This is a genomic window from Pedobacter rhodius (genome assembly GCF_027213645.1).
In the GTDB taxonomy this organism is placed as follows: Bacteria; Bacteroidota; Bacteroidia; order Sphingobacteriales; family Sphingobacteriaceae; genus Pedobacter; species Pedobacter rhodius.
Window position 1 is genome coordinate 59,470 of the sequence record NZ_JAPWGL010000003.1, and the last position, 11,775, is coordinate 71,244.

At 35.9% G+C, this 11,775-nt stretch carries 12 protein-coding genes; 11 read left to right on the plus strand and 1 reads right to left on the minus strand.

The window, feature by feature from the left end; genetic code table 11:
- Positions 1–48 precede the first annotated feature (48 nt).
- From O0931_RS10320 to O0931_RS10370, 11 genes are all read left to right on the plus strand, one after another.
- On the plus strand, positions 49–309 hold the full coding sequence (locus O0931_RS10320; RefSeq protein ID WP_269415497.1) for a hypothetical protein: 261 nt from the start codon (positions 49–51) through the stop codon (positions 307–309).
- A gap of 1 nt (position 310) precedes the next feature.
- Entirely contained in the window at positions 311–1,219 is a 909-nt protein-coding gene (locus O0931_RS10325; protein ID WP_269415498.1) for an ABC transporter ATP-binding protein, read from the plus strand.
- A 2-nt stretch (positions 1,220–1,221) separates the two neighbouring features.
- A complete protein-coding gene (locus tag O0931_RS10330) occupies positions 1,222–2,019 on the plus strand; it encodes an ABC transporter permease (RefSeq protein WP_269415499.1) in 798 nt (265 codons plus the stop codon).
- Between the two features lie 152 nt (positions 2,020–2,171).
- Positions 2,172–3,764 (plus strand): M28 family metallopeptidase, encoded by a 1,593-nt coding sequence (locus O0931_RS10335; RefSeq protein WP_269415500.1) that lies wholly within the window; start codon positions 2,172–2,174, stop codon positions 3,762–3,764.
- A 547-nt stretch (positions 3,765–4,311) separates the two neighbouring features.
- Positions 4,312–4,794 carry a hypothetical protein gene (locus O0931_RS10340; protein WP_269415501.1) on the plus strand — a complete coding sequence of 161 codons (483 nt, stop codon included), beginning with the start codon at positions 4,312–4,314 and terminating at the stop codon, positions 4,792–4,794.
- A 673-nt stretch (positions 4,795–5,467) separates the two neighbouring features.
- The gene (locus O0931_RS10345; RefSeq protein WP_269415502.1) at positions 5,468–6,235 is read left to right on the plus strand and encodes a sensor histidine kinase; all 768 of its coding nucleotides are present in this window, start codon (positions 5,468–5,470) and stop codon (positions 6,233–6,235) included.
- Positions 6,236–6,237: 2 nt separating this feature from the next.
- Entirely contained in the window at positions 6,238–6,879 is a 642-nt protein-coding gene (locus tag O0931_RS10350; RefSeq protein WP_269415503.1) for a response regulator, read from the plus strand.
- A gap of 118 nt (positions 6,880–6,997) precedes the next feature.
- A complete protein-coding gene (locus O0931_RS10355; RefSeq protein WP_269415504.1) occupies positions 6,998–7,375 on the plus strand; it encodes a BlaI/MecI/CopY family transcriptional regulator in 378 nt (125 codons plus the stop codon).
- Entirely contained in the window at positions 7,372–9,366 is a 1,995-nt protein-coding gene (locus O0931_RS10360) for a M56 family metallopeptidase protein (protein WP_269415505.1), read from the plus strand. Before O0931_RS10355 ends, O0931_RS10360 begins: the two co-directional genes overlap by 4 nt.
- Before the next feature lie 5 nt (positions 9,367–9,371).
- Positions 9,372–10,061 carry a TonB-dependent receptor plug domain-containing protein gene (locus tag O0931_RS10365; protein WP_269415506.1) on the plus strand — a complete coding sequence of 230 codons (690 nt, stop codon included), beginning with the start codon at positions 9,372–9,374 and terminating at the stop codon, positions 10,059–10,061.
- A 127-nt stretch (positions 10,062–10,188) separates the two neighbouring features.
- On the plus strand, positions 10,189–10,581 hold the full coding sequence (locus tag O0931_RS10370) for an energy transducer TonB (RefSeq protein ID WP_269415507.1): 393 nt from the start codon (positions 10,189–10,191) through the stop codon (positions 10,579–10,581).
- 336 nt (positions 10,582–10,917) lie between these two features.
- Here the strand turns inward: O0931_RS10370 and O0931_RS10375 are convergent, their stop codons facing one another.
- Complete coding sequence (locus O0931_RS10375) at positions 10,918–11,688, minus strand: succinate dehydrogenase/fumarate reductase iron-sulfur subunit (protein ID WP_269415508.1); 771 nt, start codon at positions 11,686–11,688, stop codon at positions 10,918–10,920.
- Positions 11,689–11,775: the final 87 nt, after the last annotated feature.

Consider the following 11,775-nt stretch of genomic DNA (forward strand, 5'->3'; position numbering starts at 1 on the left):
GCGGCCTGATTTTCTTGTGTTTCTTTGAATCATCAAAACAAAACAACCATGAAAACATCAACAGTAAACCTATCAGAAAATCAATTATCACTTACTGCTGAAAGCTTCATCGAGCTGAAAATAAATGAACCTATTATGAAAAAATTAGCCAACACCTCGCCATTTTTACTTTTATTATTACCTGTATTTATGATGATAGTATTAACCCTTACTGTTAATACCAACCAAAATGACAACGGAGAAATCGTAGTTAAACCTGCTAAAGCTTCAACATCTATCGTGAAACAAGCAACTGCTATTTTTAAATAGTATGAGTAATTTCGCCATCGAAACGGTAGGTTTAAATTATAACTTCGGCAACCAAACCGTAGTTAAAGATTTATCGCTACAAGTACCAACAGGTAGCATTTATGGTTTTTTAGGCCCGAACGGCGCCGGCAAAACCACTACCATAAAGATACTGTTAAACCTGCTCCAGTCGCCTGCTGATCAGGTTTTTGTTTTTGGTAAAGAAATTAACAGCAACAGAATTGCCACTTTAAAACGGGTAGGTGCTTTAGTAGAGCAGCCTGCCATTTATGGCCATTTAACCGGAAAAGAAAATCTTATCAATCGCTGTATCCTTTTGGGCATAAGAAAAAGCAAATCCGATGAAATGCTTGCGCTTGTTGGCCTAACCGAAGCTGCGAATAAAAAATCGAATAAATACTCTTTGGGTATGAAACAAAGACTGGGCATCGCCTTAGCGCTTGTTTCAGATCCTGAGCTTTTATTATTAGATGAACCCACCAATGGCTTAGACCCGAATGGCATCATCGAAGTTCGTAATCTGATGATAGATTTAGCGACGAAACATAAGAAAACCATTTTGGTTTCAAGCCATTTGTTAGCCGAAATCGAGCGCACTGCAACACATGTAGGCATCATAAATAAAGGACAACTATTATTTCAGGGCACCATAAATGAGCTGCACCTGCTCAGCAAACCAATGCTGGAAATTGAAATAGATAATATTGAGCATGCGGCAGAATTTTTAGCTAATTCGGGTTATCAAATTGCAGACCAAACTGATAAAAAAATCCTTATCCCCTATACCTCGTCAAAAGATAGCGGAACCATAAATACACTTTTAATTCAAAATGGATTTACTGTTTCCAGTCTTTATCAACAAAGAAAAGATTTAGAAAACCTGTTTCTTGATATCACTAAAAATAATTAACCATGCGCTCATTATACATTTCTTTAGTTTCCGAATTTTACAAATCGAGAAAAACACTTGCCTTTTGGGCGGCTATTTTACTTCCCGTAATTATTTGCAGCCTGGTTACATTTGGTTTTTATTCAAATTCCGAAAAGCTGGTTAAGATGAATTACCCGGGAATGCTACTTTGGGTACAATATATTGGCGCTACTTTAAATGTTATGGGCATGCTTATTATGCCTTTTTACGTCATATTTATGGCTTTTTCAGTCAATAATATCGAACATAAAAACGATACCTGGAAAACACTTTTTGCACAGCCTTTAAATAAATTTTCTATTTATGCGGCCAAATATTTATATGCGATTTTACTTATATTAATCTGCCTGTTCTTATTTGCAGCATTATCTTTCAGTTTCGGGCACTTGTTACAGGCACTGGTTCCAAAGCTTTCATTCAACCAGTACAATCCATCAACATTCTTAATAAGTTCTTATACAAAACTGTTTCTGTCATCACTGGGCATTTTATCACTTCAATTTATAATCAGCTTAATCTGGGCGGATTTCCTGAAACCAATGGGCATAGGTTTCGTCGGAACGATTATGGGCATTGTAACGGCTGCTTTAAAGTGGCAATATGCCTATTTAATTCCTTACAGCCTGCCGGCTTTAGCCTTGCAGGTTACCAGGGTTAAAAAAGGTGGCGATCCCTTAGATTTTGAAATCTTTACGCGCGAAATATGGACAAGCTTAATTTACGCAGCAGTGCTATTTACAATAGGTTATTTCATCGTTTCAAAAAAAAGCATTAAATAACGGTTATAAAACGCAAATCTAACAATCAGATATGGCTGCTTTCAGCGATTAAACTAAATGCAACTTAGTTTCGATGTAAAAATATCATTGTAAATCCTTTAAAAGTCTTATAAAGTTTATTTTTAGGTAAAAAATAACCAACCTAACTAAAAATGATAAAAAGATTTACAACTACAGCATTTGCTTTAGGCATATGCATGTATGCTTTCGCCCAAGAAGCTCCCGACGCAGCTGTTATATCAAAGATTAGAAAAGAAGGCTTAGAAAATTCCAAGGTAATGGATATTTCATTTAACCTTACAGATGTTAATGGCCCGCGTTTATCAAATTCACCAGGCTTAAAAAGAGCCCAGGAATGGGCAATGAAACAACTCACTGACTGGGGATTGAAAAATGCGCACTTAGAAGCATGGGGTACTTTTGGCAAAGGCTGGCAGATAGATAAATACTATGCAGCTACAACATTGCCATATTACCATGCTATTATTGCTTCACCTAAAGCATGGACACCCGGTACCAATGGTCCGATTAAATCTGATGTGGTATTAATTAAAGCAGATAGTGTTGCCGATTTAGCAAAATACAAAGGCAAATTAGCCGGCAAAATCGTTATGATGGATGCAGGTGCACCGTTAACAAGTGGCATCAGACCGGATTTTTCCCGTTATGCAGATACAACTCTAGCAAAAATGGCTGAAGCAAAACCAATGGCTGGCGGTCAGCGGGGACCACGCCCGGGCGGCGCAAATAACATGATGGCACAAATGATGAAAATGCGTGAAGTTCGTGCGGCAATGAGCGCAATGCTGGTTGAAGAAAAAGTTGGCCTGATTTTAACTTACGCCCGTGGCGGACAAGGTACTTTCTTTACAAGTAACGGTGCTTCATACGCTTTGGATGCCAAACCTGTTTCGCCTGAATTAGAGGTTGCAGCGGAAGATTATTTACATATCCTTCGCTTATTACGTGCCGGAAAAACGGTAGAGATTGAGGCTGATATCAAAACTTCATTTTACAATCAAGACCCGCAAGGTTACAATGTAATTGCGGAAATTCCGGGAACAGATAAAAAACTTAAAGACGAATTGGTGATGATTGGCGGTCACTTTGATTCGTGGCATGCCGGTACCGGTGCAACAGACAATGCTGCAGGTTCTGCTGTTATGATGGAAGCCATGCGCATTTTAAAATCGATAGAATTTAAACCAAAACGTACCATTCGCATCGCACTCTGGAGCTCTGAAGAACAAGGCTTATTTGGTTCGAGAGGATACGTTGCAAAACATTTCGGCGATCCGAAAACAATGGTTTTAACACCAGATCAGAAAAAAATCTCTGCTTATTATAACTTAGATAACGGTACGGGAAAAATCAGAGGTGTTTATTTACAAGGTAATGAAGCAGCCGGCCCGATTTTTAAAAGCTGGCTAACGCCATTTGCTGATTTAGGCGCAACTACAATTACAGTAAGCAACACGGGCGGTACCGATCACCAGGCCTTTGATGCTGTAGGTATACCGGGCTTCCAGTTTATTCAGGACCCAATGGACTACAATACCCGTACACACCATAGCAATATGGATACGTATGATAGATTAGTTGAAGATGATTTAAAACAAGCTGCAACAATTATTGCATCTTTTGTTTACAATACATCGCAACGTGATGCACAAATTCCAAGAAAAGAATTACCAGCTGCACCTGCTGCAGCCACAACCGGAACAACTGCTCCGGCACGTAACTAAAAATCAAATTCTATAAAACAAGATAGGTCCCGATTTTCATCGGGACCTTTTCTGGATTGTTTTTCATAATCCTAACTAAAACTAAAAAGATTTGATCGGCTTAACTGGTAGAAGCTGTCTGAATTGAGGTGTTTGAGAGGCGTGCTGAGGCAGCAATATTGTTATTTAATTAAAGTTAACCGAATAATAAAGGCGCTTATCATTATAAAAACCCTCACCCGGCTCTGTTTTATTTTATTATAAATTGTTTTGTTTCTAAAACATTTTCCGGAATTAAAATTCCGCTTTTAAATATTTATTGAGTGGCTTATTAATTAATTAGCTGTTTGGTTTTTGGTAACATTATCTAAAGGATTGGTTAATCGATTATATACCTAGATTATGTGGCCTTTTGTTTAATTCAAAAATAAATGGAAAGGACATTAATATTCAGGACTGAAACACCCTTTTTAACAGGGTAATTTTACGGTAATTTGAGGGGCAATTTTACGGTTGATAAATCGGGTATTTATCACCAATTTTAAAAGATAAATAGCCCAAACAAATTATGACTGAAAATCCCCTTAAAAGAGATGGTACAGATAATACCATCCCGTTAGATATTGCAAAGAAAATGACTGCGGCTTTTAGAGAAAGCCAGACAACTGATAAAGGTACTTACACGAAAGCGGCTTGGTTTCCAGCCAAACAAATTACACAACTTGCTGAAAAAGTGAAATCTTTTGATGGAGATGGCGTTCGGGTTTATTTCGGAAGATATACACAAGAAATAATTGATGCCATAAATAAATTAGATTATGGAGACAAAATACCTGATAGTTATGTAAACATGGATACCATAATGTTTGTTGTTACAAAAATTATTAATGGCGTACCAAAAACAGATTATTTTACGGATAAGGTAGGTCATGGACACGAACATAGACATGGACATCACCACCCAATTTGTGATCCGCCTTTACCAACAGATCCGGATAACCGATCAGAATTGTGTCCTACAATTTGTGATGAGAATAGCCCGTTAATGTAGCCTATAATTTATAATCAAAAAGAGGTATAATGCTTAATCTACTCTCAGTAAGTTCTAAAATAGAGCTTATATGCCTGATATTTGCTCTTATATTTTTAATTAAAGACAAAACATCATTTTGGAGAATTACTATTCTATATCTTTTTTTGGTTATTTCGACAGAAATTTTCGCTAAGTATATCGGCAGAATTTACCACAGTAATTTAATAGTATACAATATTTATACGTTTTTCGAATTAACATATGTTACTTATGCTTTTTATTACTTCCTGAAAGATTTTTTACCTATTAAAAAATTTCTAATAGCGGCCTATCTCCTCATACTCTCAATCTATATTGGCTTTTCTATAATGAACGATATGGTATTAGTATATAATTCAATCACAATAAGTATTATGTCGGTTGTATTTGTTATATATGGTTTAATGTATTTCTACTTATTATTAAAAGATGAAAAATATATTGATTTAAAATTTCACCCTGCTTTTTGGTGGGTTGGCGGTGCTATAATTTTTTATTTTGGAGGAACACTTGCTAACTTCTTTTTCGATATCATTCAACAAAAGTTTTTAGGTAAATTTAATACACGTCAGATTATCTACACGACGTTAAACGTATTTCTTTATAGTTTTTGGTCATACTCTTTTATATGCAGAGCTCGTCAGCGGAAAATATGTCAATAATTTTATTGGCGTCATTAGTATTTCTATTGATGCCAATATTCTTATTACTTTACATCAGATCGTACAACAGGCATAAAAAGAATCATTTCGTTGAGAAGGAAAATATGCGTCAAAAATTTGAATCTGAAATTTTGAAAACGCACATCGAAGTTCAGGAGCAGACCATGCAAACCATAGCTACTGAGCTCCATGATAATATCGGACAACTTTTAAGCCTGACTACATTAACCTTAAACTCCATAAATATTCCTGAAAACGAGAAGGCTGCTGAGAAGATTGGAAATTCACTTTCTTTAATTAATAAATCTATTAAGGAAATAAGAGAACTTGCTAAAATTTTACATGGCGAACAAATTGTAGAATCTGGTATCGGAAATGCAATTGAACAGGAAATTAACTGGCTAAAAAGAGCTGGTGCTTATGACCTTCATGTAAATAATGACCTGTTAGGATTAAATATTTCATCTTCTGATAAGGATTTGATCATACTCAGGTTATTACAAGAAATTATAAATAACATTATTAAGCACGCGCAGGCAACATCAATTCAAATCGACGCCTATTTAAAGAACGAAATTTTATTCTTAACCGTTAAAGAAAACGGTATCGGTTTTGATTATGAAGAAGCCAAAAACAAAAAGGCAGGAATAGGACTAGCATCGATTCAAAAAAGGGTGGAGCTGATTAAAGGGAAAATTGATGTAAATTCGGCTTCTGAAAAAGGCACCTCTATTTTTATCGAAATTCCATACCCTTAAACATGCAAACAGAATCCTTATCTATAGGCATCGTCGACGACCACACGCTTTTTCGTTCGGGCCTTGCCAATCTTTTATCAGAATTTGATGAAATAAATGTAATTTTTGAGGCCACAAATGGCAGCGACATGCAAAAGCAGATAAAGCTGCATCCTGATGTTCGGCTTATCTTAATGGATATTAATATGCCAATAATGGATGGTTACGCTGCAACCCGTTATGTAAAAAAGGAATATCCAGGTATCAATGTTCTTGCATTAAGCATGCACGAAGATGAAAATGCAATAATCGGGATGCTGAAAGCAGGTGCCGGCGGCTATATTTTAAAGGGATCCACACCTACCGAGTTAGTCGCTGCAATTAAAGCCATTATTGATAAAGGTTTCTATATAAATGAAATGGTTTCCGGAAGATTATTGTTTTCACTTAAACAGGATGAACCAAAACCTTTAATTACAGAAAAGGAACTTACATTTTTACAGCACTGCAGTACTGAATTTACTTATAAGGAGATTGCAGAATTAATGAACATTAGCCCGAGAACAGTGGATAATTATCGCGAATCGTTATTCGCCAAACTTAATATAAAAACACGAACCGGCTTAGTCGTTTACGGAATTAAGCATAATTTGATTAAAATCTAAATTTAAGAACCCATTTAAATAGTCGAAAAATAATTGTTAAAAAACTTGTTTAACTAATTAATTAGTTTTAACTTTAATATCAAAGACATACATTGTCTGTTCCTATAATCTAAAAAAAATGGATATTAAAGATTTAACCAAAGCCGAAGAGCAAATCATGCAAGTTTTGTGGCAATTGGAAAAAGCATTTGTTAAAGAGGTAATTGATGAATTACCCCTTCCAAAACCTGCATATAACACCGTATCAACCATTATCAGAATTCTTGAAACCAAAGGATTTATCGGTCACGAAGCTTTTGGCAAAGCGCATCAGTACCATCCTTTAATCAGCAAAGAGGAATATAAGCGCCATGCTACTGAAAAATTATTGGGTAATTATTTCGAAAACTCCGTTGAGAGTATGTTTTCTTTTTTTGTTAAAGAAGAAAAACTGGATTTAAGTGATGTGGATGAAATTTTAAAAATGATTAATAAAATTAAACACAAACCAAGATGAGTTTTGCCCATTACCTTCTGCAGGTAAACTTATATCTGATTGTTTTTTATGGCTTTTATAAACTTCTTTTAGATAAAGAGACCTATTTTACGTTAAATCGTTTCTATTTGGTTACAGCGGGAATTCTATCGCTAAGCATACCTTTTATACGGCTAGAATGGCTTACGGAACAAAAGGCAGCCCAACAAGTTTATACAACTGTTAAATGGGATGCTGTTTTGCAACAAGCCACTATTGTAACAGAAGGGCATGAAGGTTTTAACTGGGGCAACTTATTGGTGTATGTGTATTGCGGAGGAATTTTATTTTTCCTTTGCCGGTTAATTTATAATCTGCTGGTTGTAAATAAACTTATCAGGAAAGCTAAAGAAGGCTCAGCCTTTTCTTTCTTTGGCAGAAAAGTAATCGATTTAGACCTTCCAAAAAGTGATGTAATTGATAGTCATGAAGAAGCGCACATCAAACAGTGGCATACTTTAGATATATTATTTTTTGAGTTAATTGGAATTATTACCTGGCTTAACCCGGTTATTTATTTTTATAAAAAAACGATAAAAAATATCCATGAGTTTTTAGCAGATGAACATGCTGCTGAATTTCAGGGTGATAAAGCTGAATATGCGATGCTGATTTTAAGTAAATCTTTCGGCATTAATCCAAATGCTTTAACCAGTAATTTCTTCGATAAATCTCTAATTAAGAAGCGAATTTATATGCTTCATAAAGAGCGGTCGAAGAAAACGGCTGTACTTAAATACGGCATCTCGATTCCTTTATTTGCCATTTTTATTGTGTTCTCATCGGCAACAGTGCGGAAGAATCAAAAGCTTTTTGCCTTTTCGGAACAAATTCCGCTGGAACAACCAATTAAACTGGTTGAAGAGCTGGTTAGCGAACCAATTAAATCGAACGATACCGGAAAAAACCCTGCAAAAATCGTTGTTCACAGCGTACCGGTAGAAAGAGACTGGAAAGACTTTTACAATTTTCTAGGTAAAACAATAATTTATCCTAAAGATGCACAGGAAAGTGACTTGCAAGGTAATGCACTGATAAAGTTCACCCTAAGGAATGGTAAAGTGAGCGATTTAAGTACCAATGCAGATTTAGGGAAAGGCTGTGATGAGGAGGTTATGAAAGCTATTTTATCTTATAAAGGCTTTAAAGAAGTAGAAAACGGCAAATATGCGTTAAAAGTAGCTTTCAGGTTAGATGGATCCGAAGCCGGGATTCAGAATGAAGCCGTTGGTGATATTAAAGGTTATGAAGAACTGGCACAGCTTAATGTTACCGGTTTTGCGCCTTCAGCAACTTTGGCAGCCGCAGAAGAAGTTAACAAAGAGAAAGTTTACGATTTTGTAAGTATTGAGAAAGTTCCTGAGTTTCCTGGAGGGATGAAAAAATTTAATGAATATTTGAGTAAAAGCATTAAATATCCTGAAGCAGCACAAGATAATAACGTTCAGGGCAAAGTATGGTTATCTTTTACCGTAGAAAAAAATGGAGCACTTAGTGATATTATAATTACCCGCGGCTTAGGAAGTGGCACGGACGAAGAGGCTAAACGGGTATTGGAAAAATCGCCGAAATGGACACCAGGTATACAAAACGGTAAAGCAGTTCGTGTAAAATACAATATCAATATAAATTTTAAGCTCGACACTGAAAATGAAAAACCAAAGCCGGTTACTGAAAATTCAAAGTTAACTTCAATTAGTATTAAAGATATTGAAGGCAAAAACAGTCCTTTAGTGATTCTGGACGGTATAGCACAAAAAAAAGATGCATTGAAATACATCAATCCTGAAACTATTGAATCCATTTCTGTTTTAAAGGATGCGAGTGCGTACGCGATTTATGGAAGCAAAAGTGTCAACGGGGTTATACTAATTACTTCAAAAGCAAGTAAGAACAGCATTTTTAAAAAGCCTGAACATTCCGAATTAACAATAGATAACTCTTCAAATCATACTGTAAAAACAAGATTGTAATCGTTATGAAAAAGTTATTTCTAATATCAGCACTAATAATTGGCGCAATTACTAACGGCTTTGCGCAAAGCCAACCCGACAGCTTAATTAAAAAGTCGCCTAATATTCAAATAAGAGCTATTAAAAACCCGATTTATGTAATTGATGGCGTTAAGCAGGAGGCTTCGGAATTTACAATTGCGAGCGTTAAAACAGACTCGATAGCAGAAATCAAAATCTTCAAGAACGATGATGCTGTAAAGTTATTTGGGCCTGACGCCGTAGATGGTGTAATTTTGATTACAACAAAGTCAGGGAAAAACAATGCAGCAAATTTAGATTTAGCGCAAAAACTTAGCCTGATGTCTGAAGGAAAAGGTGTAAGCAAACTAACCAATTTAAAAATTTACGGCAATGCGCCTGCAGGAAAAGCATCTGCAATATCAGCTGACAACAAACCCAAAATTATCATCCGGGGTCTGGAACAACAATCTTCAACTAATTTTAATGATGTAGTTTATATTTTGGACGGACAGAAAATAGAAAAGACTGCTGTAAGTTGGATAAATCCGGATACCATTCAAAGTATTACCGTACTAAAAAACGATAGCGCAATTGCACAATATGGCCCTCAGGCAAGCAATGGAGTTGTTATAATTACTTCAAAACCTGTAAAGCGGCCTAAAGATACGGATAGGCCTGTAGATAAAAATTAGACGGGATAATTTTAAAATTTACTGATTTCAACAGCATCTTCATGAGCTAAAATGAAGGTAACAGGGAATCTTTTGCCTAAAAAACTCAATAAAACTAATACTAATTTAAAAACTAAATTTTATAACAATGAAAAAACTATTGATTTTACCGGCACTGCTAATCATTTTAATGATTGGTAATTTTGAGACAAAAGCACAGAAAGTTTATGATTTCGTATCAGTTGATAAGGTACCTGCATATCCGGGTGGCATGCAGAAGTTTTATGAATATTTAAGCAAAAACATTAAATTTCCTGAAGTTGCGAAAAAGAACGGAACAAAGGGTAAGGTTGGGTTATCTTTCGTAGTAGAGAATACTGGTAAATTAACTGCTATTCAGGTAGTAAGGGGCTTAACAAAGGAAACAAATGCAGAAGCTATTAGAGTACTTGAAGAATCGCCCAAATGGAACGCCGGTTTGGTTAAAGGCAAGCCGGTTCGGGTAAAATATAATATAAACATTAACTTCTCTCAAAGCTAATAGATAACCTTTAAGAAAACACAAAGCCCCGACAAATTGCCGGGGTTTTATGCTTTCTCTCCTGTCTCGGAACACTAAATTTAGAAAATCTTTAATGTATATACAAATTTTACAGAATAAAATTTTTAATCAGGTAAATAATTGATATGCTAACATAGAAATATTACGGTATTCACAAATTATAATTTGTTTCGTTTAAATTTTATCACCTTTCATATCTTTCTGTTCCATTACTAATAATTTCATTATTCGATTAATTTCGGTTGGAAAATTAAAAAGCCCCAAACAAGTTTGAGGCTTAAGAATTCCGAAATAATCGGAACGCACAGTATATTTTTAAATCGTTTCTTCCGAAAGAAATTTAGCCGAAGCGAAATCGCGGTTCATACGGGCAATGTTTTCCAGTGAAATACCCTTAGGACATTCCGCTTCACATGCACCTGTATTTGTACAGTTACCAAAGCCTTCAGCATCCATTTGTGCCACCATGCTTTGTACACGGCGGTAACGTTCCGGCTGGCCCTGCGGCAATAACGCCAATTGAGATATTTTTGCAGAAACAAACAACATTGCAGATGCATTTTTACAAGTTGCAACACAAGCGCCGCAACCAATACAAGCAGCCGCTTCAAAAGCTGCATCAGCCTGCATTTTAGGAATTGGCAAACTGTTTGCATCCTGCGCATTACCTGTGTTCACCGAAATGAATCCGCCTGCCGCAATAACCCTGTCAAATGCAGAACGGTCTACCGTTAAATCTTTCACCACAGGAAACGCAGCGGCTCTCCAGGGCTCAACAACAATGGTATCGCCATCTTTGAAAGAACGCATGTGTAACTGGCAAGTGGTAACTAAATCTTTCGGACCATGCGGACGACCATTAATAAACATGGAACACATACCGCAAATACCTTCGCGACAATCGTGATCGAAAACAACCGGCTCTTCGCCTTTGTTGATAAGATCCTCGTTTAACACATCGAACATCTCCAAGAAAGACATATCCGGCGAAATACCAGATAATTTATAATCTACCAAAGCACCTTTGGTATTGTTATTTTTCTGACGCCAAACTTTCAGCGTTAAGTTCATATTTCCTGTACTCATGATATTGAGATTTTAAGTATCAACCATTAGTATCGAGTAGTGAGTATCAAGTATCAAGACAGTTTGCGAACTTGATACTTGATACTT

Bases quoted from the DNA above. Each gene is read 5' to 3' on its own strand.
- O0931_RS10320 (WP_269415497.1), top strand. From the start codon at position 49: ATGAAAACATCAACAGTAAACCTATCAGAAAATCAATTATCACTTACT.
- O0931_RS10325 (WP_269415498.1), top strand. From the start codon at position 311: ATGAGTAATTTCGCCATCGAAACGGTAGGTTTAAATTATAACTTCGGC.
- O0931_RS10330 (WP_269415499.1), top strand. From the start codon at position 1,222: ATGCGCTCATTATACATTTCTTTAGTTTCCGAATTTTACAAATCGAGA.
- O0931_RS10335 (WP_269415500.1), top strand. From the start codon at position 2,172: ATGATAAAAAGATTTACAACTACAGCATTTGCTTTAGGCATATGCATG.
- O0931_RS10340 (WP_269415501.1), top strand. From the start codon at position 4,312: ATGACTGAAAATCCCCTTAAAAGAGATGGTACAGATAATACCATCCCG.
- O0931_RS10345 (WP_269415502.1), top strand. From the start codon at position 5,468: ATGTCAATAATTTTATTGGCGTCATTAGTATTTCTATTGATGCCAATA.
- O0931_RS10350 (WP_269415503.1), top strand. From the start codon at position 6,238: ATGCAAACAGAATCCTTATCTATAGGCATCGTCGACGACCACACGCTT.
- O0931_RS10355 (WP_269415504.1), top strand. From the start codon at position 6,998: ATGGATATTAAAGATTTAACCAAAGCCGAAGAGCAAATCATGCAAGTT.
- O0931_RS10360 (WP_269415505.1), top strand. From the start codon at position 7,372: ATGAGTTTTGCCCATTACCTTCTGCAGGTAAACTTATATCTGATTGTT.
- O0931_RS10365 (WP_269415506.1), top strand. From the start codon at position 9,372: ATGAAAAAGTTATTTCTAATATCAGCACTAATAATTGGCGCAATTACT.
- O0931_RS10370 (WP_269415507.1), top strand. From the start codon at position 10,189: ATGAAAAAACTATTGATTTTACCGGCACTGCTAATCATTTTAATGATT.
- O0931_RS10375 (WP_269415508.1), bottom strand. From the start codon at position 11,688: ATGAGTACAGGAAATATGAACTTAACGCTGAAAGTTTGGCGTCAGAAA.